Origin of the sequence: Candidatus Jettenia sp. AMX1 (genome assembly GCF_030263775.1) — a bacterium.
In the GTDB taxonomy this organism is placed as follows: Bacteria; Planctomycetota; Brocadiia; order Brocadiales; family Brocadiaceae; genus Jettenia; species Jettenia caeni.
The window spans coordinates 36,980-53,159 of the sequence record NZ_SZPP01000019.1; the positions used below are offsets into that span (position 1 = coordinate 36,980).

General features: G+C 35.6%; 16 protein-coding genes. 13 read left to right on the forward strand and 3 right to left on the reverse strand.

The genetic code is table 11. The features are described from left to right. Positions 1-47: 47 nt before the first annotated feature. The 3 genes from trxA to FBQ94_RS07525 form a co-directional block, all read right to left on the reverse strand. Positions 48-377, reverse strand: a complete 330-nt coding sequence (gene trxA, locus FBQ94_RS07515) for a thioredoxin (protein WP_007222851.1) — start codon at positions 375-377, stop codon at positions 48-50. A gap of 156 nt (positions 378-533) precedes the next feature. Beyond that, positions 534-845 (reverse strand): ferredoxin-thioredoxin reductase catalytic domain-containing protein, encoded by a 312-nt coding sequence (locus tag FBQ94_RS07520; RefSeq protein ID WP_007222850.1) that lies wholly within the window; start codon positions 843-845, stop codon positions 534-536. Positions 846-1,056: 211 nt separating this feature from the next. Continuing rightward, the gene (locus FBQ94_RS07525) at positions 1,057-1,590 is read right to left on the reverse strand and encodes an archaemetzincin family Zn-dependent metalloprotease (RefSeq protein WP_040544499.1); all 534 of its coding nucleotides are present in this window, start codon (positions 1,588-1,590) and stop codon (positions 1,057-1,059) included. Positions 1,591-1,818: 228 nt separating this feature from the next. On the opposite strand from FBQ94_RS07525, the gene FBQ94_RS07530 reads away from it, so the two are divergent. From FBQ94_RS07530 to FBQ94_RS07590, 13 genes are all read left to right on the forward strand, one after another. Then, positions 1,819-2,139 (forward strand): PDGLE domain-containing protein, encoded by a 321-nt coding sequence (locus FBQ94_RS07530; protein ID WP_285442077.1) that lies wholly within the window; start codon positions 1,819-1,821, stop codon positions 2,137-2,139. A gap of 179 nt (positions 2,140-2,318) precedes the next feature. Next, entirely contained in the window at positions 2,319-2,639 is a 321-nt protein-coding gene (locus FBQ94_RS07535; RefSeq protein WP_007222847.1) for a hypothetical protein, read from the forward strand. 40 nt (positions 2,640-2,679) lie between these two features. Then, a complete protein-coding gene (locus tag FBQ94_RS07540) occupies positions 2,680-3,744 on the forward strand; it encodes a glycosyltransferase family 9 protein (RefSeq protein WP_007222846.1) in 1,065 nt (354 codons plus the stop codon). Between the two features lie 164 nt (positions 3,745-3,908). Beyond that, entirely contained in the window at positions 3,909-5,003 is a 1,095-nt protein-coding gene (locus FBQ94_RS07545) for a homospermidine biosynthesis protein (RefSeq protein ID WP_083849347.1), read from the forward strand. Positions 5,004-5,882: 879 nt separating this feature from the next. Beyond that, entirely contained in the window at positions 5,883-7,235 is a 1,353-nt protein-coding gene (gene dnaA / locus FBQ94_RS07550; protein WP_007222844.1) for a chromosomal replication initiator protein DnaA, read from the forward strand. Between the two features lie 38 nt (positions 7,236-7,273). Further along, on the forward strand, positions 7,274-8,344 hold the full coding sequence (locus FBQ94_RS07555; protein ID WP_007222843.1) for a M24 family metallopeptidase: 1,071 nt from the start codon (positions 7,274-7,276) through the stop codon (positions 8,342-8,344). A 214-nt stretch (positions 8,345-8,558) separates the two neighbouring features. Next, the gene (gene accB / locus FBQ94_RS07560) at positions 8,559-9,026 is read left to right on the forward strand and encodes an acetyl-CoA carboxylase biotin carboxyl carrier protein (protein ID WP_007222842.1); all 468 of its coding nucleotides are present in this window, start codon (positions 8,559-8,561) and stop codon (positions 9,024-9,026) included. 51 nt (positions 9,027-9,077) lie between these two features. Beyond that, positions 9,078-10,427, forward strand: coding sequence for an acetyl-CoA carboxylase biotin carboxylase subunit (gene accC, locus FBQ94_RS07565; protein ID WP_040544496.1), 1,350 nt, complete (start codon positions 9,078-9,080; stop codon positions 10,425-10,427). A gap of 577 nt (positions 10,428-11,004) precedes the next feature. Then, positions 11,005-11,715 (forward strand): multiheme c-type cytochrome, encoded by a 711-nt coding sequence (locus FBQ94_RS07570; protein WP_007222840.1) that lies wholly within the window; start codon positions 11,005-11,007, stop codon positions 11,713-11,715. A 108-nt stretch (positions 11,716-11,823) separates the two neighbouring features. Then, the gene (locus tag FBQ94_RS07575) at positions 11,824-12,870 is read left to right on the forward strand and encodes a hypothetical protein (protein WP_007222839.1); all 1,047 of its coding nucleotides are present in this window, start codon (positions 11,824-11,826) and stop codon (positions 12,868-12,870) included. Continuing rightward, complete coding sequence (locus FBQ94_RS07580) at positions 12,851-13,699, forward strand: formate dehydrogenase subunit gamma (RefSeq protein ID WP_051006224.1); 849 nt, start codon at positions 12,851-12,853, stop codon at positions 13,697-13,699. The genes FBQ94_RS07575 and FBQ94_RS07580 overlap by 20 nt, the downstream gene beginning before the upstream one ends. A 109-nt stretch (positions 13,700-13,808) precedes the next feature. Further along, positions 13,809-15,203: a sigma-54-dependent transcriptional regulator gene (locus tag FBQ94_RS07585; protein WP_007222837.1), complete on the forward strand. Its 1,395-nt coding sequence runs from the start codon at positions 13,809-13,811 to the stop codon at positions 15,201-15,203. Positions 15,204-15,496: 293 nt separating this feature from the next. Continuing rightward, complete coding sequence (locus FBQ94_RS07590) at positions 15,497-16,042, forward strand: hypothetical protein (RefSeq protein ID WP_007222836.1); 546 nt, start codon at positions 15,497-15,499, stop codon at positions 16,040-16,042. Positions 16,043-16,180: the final 138 nt, after the last annotated feature.

The following is a 16,180-nucleotide window of genomic DNA, read 5'->3' on the forward strand; positions in this document are numbered from 1 at the left end:
GCTTTTATCTTTGCGACTTTAGTAATTGTTAGGGCGAATGATTGCAATTATGTTAATTGCGCATCCAGAGCTGCTTTTAAGTCTTTCTTCGATTTTACCCCTACCATCTTATTCACCGTATTTCCATCTTTAAACACGATAATGGTAGGTATTGCTGTGATCCCAAATTTAGCAGGGATGCTATTGTTTTCTTCCGTATCAAATTTTCCGACTTTAGCCTTCCCTTTATATTCTTTTGCTAATTCATCTATTACAGGAGCTAATTGTCTGCATGGGCCACACCACGCTGCCCAAAAATCCACTAATACAGGGATATTTGACTTCAACACTTCTGCCTCAAAATTTGCATCGGTAAGCACAACTACGTCTTCAGACATAACGATTCTCCTTTCTGGTCTGGGTCTTTTCGTATTATTTAACACAAAATAACGAAGATAGCATACATAAATGAGTAATATAAAGTGAACAATCGTTTGTTCCAATATGGTTTCTGTTTATTACAGCAAATTAAAGGCCTTTTCTTTCTTTATACATCAAGTATCTTTTATTTGATACCTTGCGCTTACAAAAAGATTGCAATGACATTCTTCGTCACGCGCAATTTCTTCAACATGATAAACGCACGGACAAATGATTTTTTTATCTTTTTCTGCGTCTCCCATAACTAATCGGCAAGGACAATATGCATACCCATATTTCATTTTACGCATTGCTAATCCTTTTACTACCCTATCCACAATTTTCGTGTCTGGATTTAATCTGTAAGGACTATGAGTTGCATAGTTATTCAGTACCTTACGGATTTCTATTTCCTCTTGCTCTTTTTGTTTATTGTTATCATTCATCAAATTTACTCTTTATCGTTTTTATAGTATGAAAATTCACTTCTTTTTGATTATATTTTATATGTTTAAATTATTCCAAGAAAAAACCTTTGAGTCAAAATCTATTTTCTTTAACTGGAGGGAATTCTTTGTTTTTGTAGTTTTTAAAATAACCAGAGTATTTTCTCTGTATCTGCGTTGTTGGGTAAGTATACATGAATATTGTATAATTTTACTTGATTTTCATATTACATCTGAAGCAGAAGCCAGGTTCCTTTGTATCGGTATCTTTGAGAGAATTTGAGAAATGCATGATGCACTTTGGGTTATCACAATGAGCTAAGCCGTAAGTATGACCAATCTCGTGAATTGCTTCTTTTAGGATACGTTCCAGAAAGAGCTTATTATTTTTAGGCAAACCATAATATTCCTGGCGAAGTCTCATTATCGATATGATACAGACACTGTCTAATATGTTAGCTTCGCCGAAAACAAAGTTTAATTCCGGCGCGTATAAGTCTACGTCCACGATACCAAGAATCAATTCCCCTCTTGCTTTTATTTGTTTCAGGCTTTCCAGAATTCTTGTAGAATGGTACTGGTTCCTTTTTGGGTCGAACGCATATTGTGGTATGGGTTGTGCGTTAAATATTCTTACTTGAGAACCAACTATGTTAGCTAACCTAAATTGCAGGAAATTTAAAACCTTTTTTTGGATTAAGCCAAACGGTATAATTGAAAGGAATTGTATTACTTCTGTTTTCATAAATATACTATATCATATGCATATCGAAAAATACCTGAAAAATTATTTACAGTATTACCTGATAGTTGCTGAACAATCTTCTTATAATTTGGATTCTTAATTATTAAATAATAAAAAATTATTGTGCTCCTGCTAATATGTTATATAATTTTAAAATGGCAAACAAAAGGCGGCTACATGCATATTCCTGGCGGGTTTCTGGATACAAAAACAAGGACTATATATTTTATGAAGTTGTTAGATAAAAAAAATATGGCAATGTTTATAGTGTTTGGGTTATCTTTCATTATAGGATTAGTATTTCTTGTTGTGCCATTTACCTCTGATATGCCAGATGGACTTGAGAAAGTTTCTGAGAATACCGTAGGTTTTCTTAAAAGAAATGATGTTAAATCTCAGCCGCATGAGCCTATGCCGGATTATAGAGCGCCAGGTCTAAAAAACAAATTCGATATTGAACGATACGCGGCTGTTATTGGTGTATGTATTGTGTTTGGGATAACTATTTTTGCTGGATATTTGCTTAAAAAAAGGCGCAAGAATGTGTGAATCGGGTACGCAAATCTTATTTATCCTGCCTAAAAAAGTTTTACTCAAAACAATTTTTTTAACCAATAATTCGTGTTGAGAAAACGCTTGACCCGGAAAGTAAATTTGCTTAGAATTTTATGAGTGCTTTTTTCATAAGGAATGAAATAATTTAACGAGTAACTTAAGGAGATTGTAATATGGGTAAGGCAAAATGCCCTGGCAGCATACGAAATGCAACACCCACACCAATTGAACGCAAATGCCATAACTGTGGGGTTATTGTGGAGATGTGGAGTGATGAAGAAAAGGCAGAATGTCATAAATGCGGTACGACTATTTTCAAGGATAAAGTTCCTACCTGTGTTGAATGGTGTAAATCGGCAGAGGAATGCATGGGTGATATTCTTGATGTTAAAAAGATTCAGGCAGAAGCAAAAAAGCGGGCTGAAGCTGACGGAGATCCGAAGTTCTTTGAGAAGGTTTCTGATATGATTAAAAAGAAAAAAGGCAATGAATAATTTATGCTCAAGTTTATGATTAATAGAGTAAAATTATTTTGTGGAAGAAACACATCTTCGTTATAAACCCGCCAGCGTTTATTTACCGGCATTCTGCTCAAATTTAAAAGAATCATTACAAGGACATATTCTAATCGTTCGTCCCAGCGCCCTTGGCGATCTCATTGTTTCCTTACCCGCACTTGAAGCCATTCGTAATTATTTCTCTGGCGCTCATATTGAAATTATGGGTTATCCAGCTTTTCTGGAGATTGTAAAAGAACGTTTCTATGCGGATACTGTTAGTAGATTTGACCATGCGGATATTGCTACGCTCTTTACGAAAAATGCTCAACTATCTGAGCATCTAATGAAGAGGTTTGGCTGTATGGATATGATCATTCCTTTTGTTTTTGATAAGGAACAGGTTTTAACGAAAAATCTTGAATCTATTGGCGCGCGAGCTATTGTTCATTATGACCCCTTTCCTCCCTCTGGCGAGTCTATCCATATAACAGATTATTTCATCAAATTTCTGGATGTATTAGGGATACCCGATTCGGGTAAAATTCCTAAAATATTTTTACATGAGAAGGATATACTTTTTGGTAATGACTTTATAAGGAATAAAATTGATGATTCAAACAAGAAATTAATTGCCATTCATCCTGGCAGTGGGAGCCGGCAAAAATGCTGGCCGTTAGAGCGGTTTGCCGAATTAATACTTTGGATGAGAAAGGAAATGAATGTACAGATTCTTGTTGTTTCAGGTCCTGCAGATTGTGAAATTGTTGAAAAGTTAAGAGTAAAAGTAAAGGATTTTATCCGTGTCGATCAGCTTCCTTTGCCCAACTTGGCTGCTATAATAAAACAGTGTAATGTTTTTATCGGGAACGATTCAGGCATCACGCATTTAGCGGCTGCTGTTGGTGTTCATACAATAGCTATCTTTGGATCTACTGACCCCAATGTATGGGGGCCACGGGGAGAATGGGTAAAGATTCTTCATAAAAAATCAGATTGTAGTCCGTGTTTTCCTGACACAAGAAGAAACTGTTTTTTACAGACCTGCCTGGAAGCGGTAACCGTTGAAGATGTTATGTGTGAGGTAAAATATTTTCTATAAGCTTTTATAACCATATCTTTTAAAATTACGAGAAAAATCTTTTTTCAATTGACTGAAGTATCATTGTTTCATATACTTTCACCTTGCTTTTTTTCTTTCCTGCGATAATTAAAATTTGATGGATAATAAGCGCTGAAGAATAACTTTGAATGGAAAAGATACCTATGGCTAAAAAATCTAAACAATCTAAACCGTGTCAACTACAACATAAATATCTGTGTAGGCCTCGGATATTTCCACAAGTTTTAAAGAAGGGTATGAGGATTAAGGATCTTGTTGATGAATATAGCCGTTCAGGGGCATTCAATGCAGGAAGGCTGGCAGAAGCATGTAAGTTGTATTGTCATATGATTGATGAGAATGCCACGGTCGGTTTAACTCTCTCCGGTGCCATGTCACCAACAGGCATGGGAGGGATACTTATAACCCTTATTGAGAATGGTTTTGTAGACTTCATTATTTCCACGGGGGCGAATCTCTATCACGATCTTCATTTCGCATTAAATCTGCCGATACATCAGGGAGATTTTAGGGTTAATGATACTGAACTTTACGAAGCAGGTATCGAGCGTATTTATGATATCTTTATTACCGATGAGCTTCTTCTTAAGACAGATAAGTATATCCAGGATGTGACAAACAAAATCTCTGTAGTCGAGCCTATTTCTACCGCAGATTTTCATTACCTCCTCGGTAAGTCGGTTCTTTCTGATACACCATCGCCTCAGATGAGTTTTGTTGCACAGGCAGCGAAACACCATGTGCCCATATTCGTTTCTTCTCCAGGTGATTCTTCAATTGGGATGAATTTATCTTATCTTAAACTTATGGGGAAAGGTATTATTATAGATACGGACCTGGATGTTCTTCAATCCACAGCCATTATCTTTAATAGTAAAAAAAACGGGGTAATTAGTATTGGCGGCGGTTCTCCGAAAAATTTCTATATGCAAACGCAACCTACCTTAGCGCAGATACTGGATATTAATAAAGGAGGGCATGACTACTTCATTCAGATTACTACGGATGCGCCACAATGGGGCGGGCTCTCCGGGGCAACACCGTCAGAGGCTATTTCATGGGGTAAAATACGAAGTGAAGAGGTGAAAAATCATGTGGTAGTTTATAGCGATGCTACGATAGCTATGCCGATTCTTGCCAGCTATGCTCTCTCAGAAAAAAAACCAAGAAAGAAAAAATACCTTTACAAACATCTGCCTGATTATATCAATGATTTGAAAAAACATATCAAAAAATAAACCCTTCTCAAGAAGCTATAGTTGTTGTATAGTAAGTTAATGTGTACCGCTTTACGTATACATAAGCTATACTCATCGTTAAACAGTTCAATTTTAGAATTTTTTTGTGAATTAGCGAATAAACTTTTCGTTGCTTCACACGTATTTAATTTCATTAATTTTACACCCATCGCCTTATTTCTTTGCCTTATAGAAAGAAGATGAGGGAAAATCTTCATCTCCGTACCAGATAACAGCACCATTTATCACCTATCTGAATTAAATATACTTATTCGAGAATTTAAATTAATCAAATTCCTCCTTTATCACCTCTGTTTTATGAAAACAAAGATATTTGATGATACATTTAGCAGGTATGTTATCAACATTGTAAAATAATGAATAAAGAATAAATGAACATGATTATATATATAATGAATAGAACATGTTACATTTATAGCTGCTTTCATTAATCAACTAATAATCAACAAGTTATCCACAATTCTATTCGTTACTATTAATAAATTTGGGCTGAAAAGATTTCTATTATATAAATGAATTTGTGCAGGATAGGGAGGGCGTAGCAAGGCTAAATGTATCTAAGTTTCAATTTAATATAAGATTACAAAAGTTATACTTTTTTATAGGGAAAAACACTACTTAATAAATAAATTTTTTTGAAAATTATTTATCATTCGCTTGAAGACTTTTCATCTTTTTAATTACATTATTCATTCGAGTGTTACGTACATTATGATGATGTGCCAAAAACATTTTACAAATAAGGATTTCTTTTTTTTTTGACACGTGTAACTCCTTCTGCTAATATCGCCACTCTTCAAGTGTAATTTTAATCCATTTCAAGAACAAATTTCTTATCAACTCAATGAAGGGGTAGTAATGGTAGAATCTTATATAAAAATCTGGGATGATGTTCTTCAAAATATTCGGGAAAAGGTAGGACCATTGCGATTTAACCTGTGGTTTAAGAATACGAGACTTGAGTCTTTAGACCATGATTATGCAAATATTGTAGTACCGAATGTCTTTACTCAAGTGTGGCTGCAAGAGAATTTTTCAAGTGTGTTGAGAGAAGGTATTGGAAAGCTAATAAATAATAAGGACCTGAATATTAAATTCTCTATCCTAAAAAGCGATGAAAGAGAAAATGGCTTATCCACAACAAATATCTCTTTGCCTGATAAGAAAACGGAAATAAACAAGAAACCTTTACAAGTAAATAGGGTTCTGAAGTTAGAGGATTTTATCGTTGGCCCGAATAACAGGCTTGCTTATACTGCATCCCTGGAAATGGTAAATGATAAACATCCTGCTTTTAATCCTCTTTTTATCCATGGTCCTGTTGGCGTTGGAAAAACTCATATACTCCAAGGGGTTTGGAACCGTGTAAAAGAGGAACAAAATATAAATGCTGTATATATGACGGCAGAGAAGTGGACGAATGAATTCATTTATTCGTTACAAAAAGGAAAGATGGAAGCGTTTCGGCAAAAATTTAGAAATGTTGATATGTTCCTCATAGATGACGTTCATTTTCTTTCTAATAAACAAGGGGTGCAAGAGGAGTTTCTCCATACTTTTAACGCATTATATGAATTATCCAAGAAAATTATATTTGCAAGTGATGCCCACCCGAAAATGATTGCACAGTTGAAAGAGAACCTTGCAAGTCGATTTATGTCCGGCATGATCACAAAAATAGATAAACCCGAATATGCCATGAGACTTTTAATCTTAAGGTCAAAAGCTGCAAAATTTGACGTACATTTTTCAGAAGATGTTTTGGAATTTATTGCGGAGAAATTTGATGATAATGTGAGAGAAGTTGAAAGCGCACTGACAACACTATCTGCACATGCAAAATTTAATGAGAAAAAAATAGACCTGCAATTAGCGAACGAGGTTTTAGGTGAGTTTTTCTATAATGAAGGAAAGGTTATTAAAGTGAATGAAATAGAGGAAGAAATTCTCACCTATTTCAACATATCACGAAGTGAACTCCATTCGAATAAAAAAATGAAATCTATTTCTTTTCCGCGACAGGTATGTATGTATTTGATAAAGATACTCCTGAATTGGTCATATCAGCAAATTGGGAATTATTTTAATAGCAAGAAACATTCTACGGTTATGTTTGCTATAAAAAAGGTAAAAGAACAAATTGATAGTGATAAACAATTTAAGCTATTTGTAGAGATGCTCATAGAAAGAATAAAAAAACAAAAAAGATAATCTCCATCTGATTCATCTTTGTTGGGATTGCTGCATATATGGAAAATTTGAATGAATTGAAAGGGAAATTAACAAGGGATGGGGTAGATGGTTTTTTAATTACGAATGAAATAAACATCCATTATCTCACGAATTTTACCGGTTCCGAAAGTATCCTTTTGATTACACCGGATAATAATTATTTGTTTACAGATTTTAGGTATGTTGAACAGGCTCAGCAAGATATTCCCTGGATTAATATTATTGAAAGAAAAGTTTCCTTAATACGTACAATTTGTGGTAAGCTAAAGCAGCTTCATATAAAAAAATTATATATTGAATCCTTACACCTTACAGTAAATCAATATTATGAGATTAAAGATACGGTAAAAGGGATTCATGTTCTGCCGGTACAAGGAATTGTTGAAAAATATCGAAAACGGAAAACACGGGAAGAAATTAAAAAGATACAGCAGGCTATCGATATTGCAGAAAAGGCATATAATAATATCAGAAAGAAAATAAGAGCAGGTTTCTCAGAAAAGAATTTAGCAGATGTTTTAGAGTTTGAAATAAGGAATCAAGGCGGTGAGAGAAGTTCTTTTGAAATAATTTGTGCTGCTGGCTCACACGCATCAAAGCCACATGCTCATACAACAGACAGGCAGATACAAGATAATGATAGTGTTTTAACAGATTGGGGCGCTCGTTTTCAGTTTTATAATTCAGACTTGACAAGGGTTACGTTTACAGATAAAATATCCCAAAAATTAAGGGAGATATACCAGATTGTGCTGGATGCACAATGTTTTGCAATTGATAAGGTAAAACCAGGCAGAATAGCAAAGGATATAGATAGCATAGCGAGGAGCTATATAGAAAAAAAAGGATTTGGGAAGTGTTTTGGTCATGGATTAGGGCATGGCATTGGGCTTGAGGTTCATGAAGGCCCTGTTATTAATAAAAGAAGTAAAGAAATATTAGAGGAGGGTATGGTGTTTACCGTAGAACCTGGTATTTATATCCCGGAGTGGGGAGGTGTTCGTATAGAAGATATAGTTTTAGTAACTGCAGATAGTTGTAATATTTTGAGCCATTTACCTAAAAAAATAACAGATGTTTATCGGTAAACAAGAAATGAGGATCATCAGAATAGTATTGCGAAAATCACAAATTTATGTATTAAACTAACCAGTATAACCCATCATTACGTTCCAATCTTTTTTCTTTTCATTTTTACAACCAATACATAATAAGGGATTATACCCTTTTACATAATTTATAGATTAATTGTGGGCTTTCCTGTTTCATAATTAAAAAGCAAACTCCACAAAGGAATAAAGAATGAGCATTATAGACAAGGTAAAGCAATTAATTTCAATCATGAATGAGAATGAATTGTCTGAAATTGAAATACAAGAAGATGTAACCAAAATAAGGATAAAGAAAAGAGAAGGGGGGTATGTTCCTGCAATCTCGTCAGTAACTGCGTCTCCAATACACCCTGCAAAAATAGAACAAGAACATTCATCGTATGTATTATCAAAGGAAAGCGAGAATTTTGTAGATATTATTTCTCCTATGGTAGGAACTTTTTACCGCTCGAGTTCTCCCGGTGCAGATCCTTGTATTAATGTTGGAGATACGGTAAACGAAGAAACCGTTGTTTGTATTATTGAAGCGATGAAAATAATGAACGAGGTAAAAGCAGAAACAGTTGGTGAGATTGTTGATGTTTATGCAAACGATGGAGAAGCCGTGGAATTTGGCCAACCTCTATTCCGCGTTAAACCCTCAACAAGAACGGCATAATTGTTACAATAGTAAATTGCAATGGATAATTAATGAAAGATACGAAGATATATGTTTTCTAGAATAATGATTGCAAATCGGGGTGAAATTGCCTTGCGAATTATTCGGGCATGTCGCGAAATGGGTATCGAAACCGTTGCTATATGTTCTAAGGCTGATGAACATGCAATGTACTTGAAACAAGCGGATATTACCGTGTGCGTCGGTCCTCCCGAAGCAGATTTGAGTTATCTGAATATTCCAAGCATAATTAGTGCAGCAGAGATAACTGATATCGAGGCTATTCATCCAGGATATGGTTTTTTATCAGAAGTGAGTCATTTTGCTGAGGTATGTGAATCTTCTAATATCGTATTTATAGGTCCTAAATCTGAAATGTTAAAGAAGCTCGGGAATAAGACCGAGGCCAGGAAACTCGCTATTGCTAATAAAGTTCCTGTCGTTCCGGGGAGTGAGTCGGTTATAAAAAGCCAACAACAAGCTCTCGATGTTGCGCATAAGATTGGCTATCCTGTAATTATTAAAGCCTCTGCTGGTGGAGGTGGACGTGGAATGCGTGTTGCGCATAATGATATAAGCCTTGTCAATTCTTTAGGAGTTGCGCAACGGGAAGCAGAAGCTGCTTTTAAAGACCCATCTATTTATATAGAAAAATACATAGAAAATACACGCCATGTAGAAGTACAAATATTTGGCGATAACTACGGTAATATTATTCATCTGGGTGAAAGGGACTGTACCTTACAACGTAGACATCAGAAGATTGTGGAAGAATCCCCCTCTCCTGCAATTTCTGAACGTTTACGTGAGGAAATATGCAAAGCTGCAATTAAGATAGCAAGAGCCGTACACTATAAAAATGCAGGTACGGTTGAATTTTTAGTAGATAATAATGAAGGTAATTTTTATTTTATAGAAGTGAATACACGTTTACAAGTAGAACACCCTGTTACCGAGATGGTTACCGGTATCGATTTGGTTAAACAGCAAATAAGGGTTGCCCATGGTGAGCGATTTAATATAAAACAAAGGAAGATCCGGAACCAGGGGGTTTCAATCGAGTGCCGCATTTATGCAGAAGATCCTTACAATGGATTTAGACCCCAACCTGGTAAAATTACTAAATATAATCCCCCAGGCGGACGTGGAGTAAGGGTGGACTCTCATGTACACTCCGGGTATGAAATCCCTCCGTATTATGATTCTTTAATATCAAAGTTGATCGTCCATCAAAAGACAAGAGAGGAGGCAATTGCTTGTATGAGAAGGGCATTGAGTGAATACGTTATTGAAGGTATTAAGACAACCATTCCATTAAATTTAGAGTTAATGAACCACCCACAATTTGCAACGGGAAATATCAATACAAACTTTGTAGAGAATTTTCTGTCAAAAGGCTAATGTTCCAGTTTTTATTTCAATTCCTCATGAATAAACATTTCAATGAAGCATTCCCAAAAGTATTCCTCCTAAGTATCCTGGAAATTTCCTAATTTTGTGTCTTTACCAACGCCTTTGCTTTTTTCTCCTGATATAGCGTTTTCAGGTAATTTAAGTATGAAAAAAATAAATCTTTGATGAATTCTTCAGCTATTTATTAAAACAATTTTTGCTTGACACTATAAAAAAAGCATGCTAAGTTATGTTTCTTACAATTACGCTACAATACATTTTCTGAAATCAACAGTTAAGATGGTTTTTTAACCCATACAAACTTATTTTAAAATGATCTCAAATAAACATTTATCGCCTTTTAGATAATGTTTTAGCCTCTTCTGAAATTATAATATATCCTAATAATTTAACCGCAATAAATTAAACAATAAAAACGTTATATTCAAATAAGTTTTTGATTTATCTATAGTGCGATATGATAGGTTGCAGTAATATAAATGAGCGAGATTCTTTGTAGTTGAGAAGTTGAAGGTGAAGTTTTGTATTTGTTATTTATTACGTTGATATGGGAAAGGAGAGTTTAATGTTAAGTAGTAAGAGGATAACTTTTTTTGGGGGTGTTGTAGTTTCTTTGTGCTCGTTAGCTTTTTCACTACCTGCTTTATCTGTAGGGGCAGAATATGTTAGCAATAGTGGCTGTAAATGTCATATGAGTAAAGGTTGCTTTGAAGGAGAAGAATATAAAGAAAGATTACATTCAAATACATGGGAAAAAAGGTTAAAGGGAACCCCCGATGCTGAAAATCCGGAGTGTTTAAAATGCCATGCAACTGCCTTTGGAGAGAAGATTGCGGAGGCAGGTAAAAAATATTTACCGAATGTTCAATGCGAAGCCTGTCATGGCGCCGGTTCAGAGTATAAAAAAGTAAAAGAGAACTATTTGGGAAAAGGTAAAGATGCATTTAAAGAGTTATTGAAGAAAGACCCCTTTATGGCTCGAAAAGTACAATATGATGCTGGTTTAATTGTTGCCGGGATTAATGGACCTGCAACCGTGAAAGAGCAGTGTTTAAAATGTCACTGGGAGAGCAAGGATGCTAAGGATAAATGTCCAAAAACCGATAAGGTGATGGATTATAAAGATTATTTTAAGAAAGATGATCACCGTGACGAGGATGAAATTGATATAGCAATCAAAAAGCTTTCTCCGGAAGATAAAAAGAAATGGGCTGCTATACTACCAAAGGATGAGATTTTAAATACACCGTTAAAACAAGTAAAAAAGAAGGACTAAAATTTTAGATTGAGGGTTATGGATCAATCTTCAACTTTAAATTATCTTAGATCGATAAGATACGTAAGTTGATAAATACTGTTAATAGCTTGGGGAGGAGTCCGTAAGATGGGTTATTATCCAAAAAAAAACTTGAAGAAAGAATTTTTCTCAAGTTTAAGAGTGTTTAGATTGTCGGTTCTCATGACAATCCCATTTTGTTTTGCCTTATCGCCTGCAATACTTTTTGCAGGCGATAATGGCCCTTGTATTGAATGTCATACGAAGCCGGAAAAATTAAAAGTAGCCGAAAAGGCAAAAATAGACCCAATTACGGGTGAGATTAAGGTGGTTCCAATGTTGATTGATGAACCCACTTTTAAGGCATCTGCACATGGCGGCGAGGATTTCTTTTGTATTGATTGTCATCAGGATTTGGATGGGGTAGATTTGTCCGAAGGGCACAAACCAAATCTGAAACCGGTTGATTGTATTACCTTCTGCCATGACGATCCGGCTGATGAATACCTGCAAAGTAGTCACGTAAAATTGATGAAACAAAAGAATAAAGATGTACCAACTTGTAAGGATTGCCATGCTGGTTTATCTTACCATTATTCACCATTGGGCGAGAAGTCGCCAAGAGATGTGCCAAGAGGCACCGATCCACTTCATAGAAAATTAACCATTGAATCATGCGGCTCATGCCATGAAGAATATTTTGACAGCTATAGGAATAATGCGCATGGCCAAGTTACGGCTCTTGGACATACAACAACAGATGTGCCAGTATGTTTTGATTGCCATGGTAAACACACCATATTAAATTCATCTGATCCGGAATCTAAAGTTGGAAAAGATAGAATTTTAGAGACATGTGGAAAATGTCATGCGAATGCAAATGCGAGTTTTGTCAAACATGTGGAGCACCCTCAAATAAAAAATATACATTATTATACGAAACTGATAGTAGCATTAAAGAACGCACGTAATGATCCGGAAAATTTTAAAAAAGTTCTTATGAATCCACAAACAATTTTATGTGTGGTGTTTGTGATGTACGTAGGGATATTGGCGTTTACATTTTCTTCTTTCGGACTCCATTCCTTACTGACTTGGTTTGCAACTGTTCGGGACGAATGCAAGAGAAAGGGGCATGATGAAGAGCAACATTAATTATTTACGATTTGGTCTTTTACATAGATTTTGCCATTTTTTAATTATTATTAGTTTCTTTGGCCTTGTTTTGACAGGAATGCCTCTGGCGTTTAGAGGCTATGATTGGGCAAGATGGCTATATGAGCTATTAGGTGGATACCCAACAGCGGGATTCATCCATAGGATTTGTGCTTTGGTTACATTTTTTGCAGCATTTATCCATTTTATCTATCTTTTTTATAACGTTTCTGTCCAAAAGAAAAAAGGTTTCTTTTGGGGGCCAAACTCCTTGCTTATACAGCCAAGAGATATCTTCGATATTATTGGAGATGTAAAGTGGTTTCTCGGACTTGGCAAGCGCCCGAATTTTGATAGATGGATATACTGGGAGAAATTTGAATATCTGTCGCTTATGTGGGGTACGCTTGTGATGGCTGTTACTGGGTTAATTCTCTGGTTCCCGGTGCAATTCACAAAAATTATCCCTGTTTCTGTTGCAAGTATTATAGACCTTCCCAGTATAGCGTTGATTATTCATAGATACGAGGCTATCCTCGCTGCTGGATTTATTTTTACTATTCACTTTTTCCATACTCACTTGCTTCCTGAAAAAATGCCAGTTGATGAATCTATTTTTACCGGGAAAATAACTGAAGAAGAATTTAAACATGAACGTTTAAACCAGTTTAACAGACTTGAAAAACAGCAGCAATTAGAGAACTTAAAGGTTGCTCCGTCATCTCTTTTCGTAAGTTTTCTAACCAGGCTTTTTGCAGTTCCCGTTTTGATTACCGGACTTATCGTGACAGGCCTTATGTTCTCAGCGCTTCTTGTTTGGGCTTTATGATTACAGATTTAGTAATACATCCATAAAGTTCGTATGAATAGCAAGCTATAGCTGTTAAGTCTAAAATAAGTTTTTAAAGTACGTCAAGTGCTTTTATAAGGGTGTAATTATGACTTACAGAATTTTAATTGCAGATGACGAAGAGCGTATGAGAAGAGTGCTTGCCATGGTCTTTGATGAAATGAGAGATGTAAAAGTTGTTACTTCAAGTGATTATGTAACAACCATGGCTTATTTAGATAAAGAGCGTTTTCATCTATTAATTACAGATCTGAAAGTACAAGAAGTGGGAAGGCTTGAGTTTTTAAGAGCAATTAAAAGCAAAACACCTGACCTTCCTATCATCGTTTTATCCGCATACGGTTCCGTAGAATCAGTAATTGATGTAATGAAAGAAGGAGTATTTGATTATCTTACAACTCCTTTTGAGAATGAGATACTTAAGCTCGCGGTAAAGAGGGCCTTACGTATGAGTAGTTTAGCTATTGAGAATAAAAACTTACGTCAAGCACTCGAGTCTCAATATAATTTCTCAAATATTATTGGTAATTCCCCAGCAGTTACTGATGCTTTGAGACTGGTTGGAGAAGTATCCAAGACTGATTCAACAGTATTAATTACCGGAGAAAGTGGCACAGGAAAAGAGTTAATTGCACGTGCAATTCATTACAATAGTAACAGAGCCGGAGGACCTCTCATTACGCTGAATTGCGCTGCGATACCTGAAAATTTACTTGAGAGTGAATTGTTCGGATATGAGAAGGGTGCATTCACCAGCGCTGAAAAGACTAAAAAGGGGCGTTTTGAGTTAGCTGCCGGTGGCACTTTCTTTTTGGACGAAATATCGGAAATGAGTGCAGCCATCCAGGCAAAAGTATTACGCATTATTGAGTCTAAAGAATTAGAACGTCTTGGCGGCACCGAAACAATTAAAGTTGATATTCGGATTATTTGCGCTACCAATAAAAACTTGGAGGATTTGGTGCGGCTCGGTAAATTTCGAGAGGATTTATATTATCGAATAAGCGTCTTTCCAATTACCCTATTACCATTAAGAGAAAGAACCGAAGATATTATTCCATTAAGCAAACACTTTTTGAGACGTTTTTCAATAAAAATGGGGAAAGCGCCAATTTCTCTAAGTAAAGAAGTAGAAAAACTCCTTATTCAGCATAAATGGGAAGGTAATATTAGGGAATTGCAAAATGCTATTGAAAGAGCGGTGATTCTCTGTAAAAGTAATGTAATCATGCCTGAACATCTACCAACATCTCTTATTAGGGGGTCATATTTCCCTGCAAAAGATAAGTTCCAAACATCAGATAATACCACGGTTCAATTTGATATTCCTCCTCATGGTTTATCTCTGGATGCTTTAGAAAAACAATTAGTAACGCAGGCACTTGAAAAGAGTAAAAATAATAAGACAAAAGCTGCTAAACTATTAGGGTTAACAAGAGGAACATTCCGGTATAGATTACAAAAGTATGGTTTGTCAAATTAGTAATGGTTGATAACAACCATTTTGGTAACTGCTCTTTGAGACTGTAGAATTCCAAATAAGAACTTTATTAGATACTGAATATGAGAAATCAACCCTAATATATTGGATGATTACAGCCATATTCTCAGGGTAAGAAAGTATATAGTATAAGATAACATATCGCTCTAATATATTCAAAATGGGTAGTTTATGTAGTGTCAGCTTATATATTTTTGTTTGGTATAGATTATGCTACGCTTCAAGTGATTGTCCATTTATCTTTTGATAGTGTTATTTATGAAAGGGGATGAATTATGGTTAAGAAAGGCCTTTATTTTGCAACTGGTATGTTATGTATATTTGTTTCTATAACTCAATCTGTTTTTGCCGCATGGGATAAACCCTGTGATAAAAGACAGATCTTAGAAGCATATTGGTGTGATGCGTGTAAAGATGTTCGGGAGTTTAATGAGTGTTCCGAAATAGGGTATATTTGGGATTTTGCAAAGCACCGTGCTGAAGGAGATAAGACACATACTGATCTACCAACATGTTGGGCATGCCAAAAAATTGCATACAGTTGCGTTAATACCAATTGTAAGAAATATGGTGTGTGTTTACCTGCTCCTGGTGCTTGTGATGAATGCGGTGATGATATTACCAGTAAAAAGGTTTGGTCAAGGGCTTTATTTAAATGTTCTAAATGTGGTAAAGAAGATCCAGAGCCAGGTAAAGGTTTCACGACTATGAAAGGAAGGTATGCACCTCAAATTGAGAAATCTGGCGATTGTGAGACTTGTGGTGTGCCGCTTGAGATAGTTTGTACTAAATCTGGTACTTGTCCACATGTTAGTAAGTAGTTGTATTTTATATTTTGTAGCTATAGCTTAACTTGTATTAGGAGGTAGCGGATGAAAGGAAGAGGTTTGATAGGTGCGTTGGTGATAGGGGTATCGGTGGTGGTAGGGGGAGGGGTAGCGAGTGCGGGGTACATACAG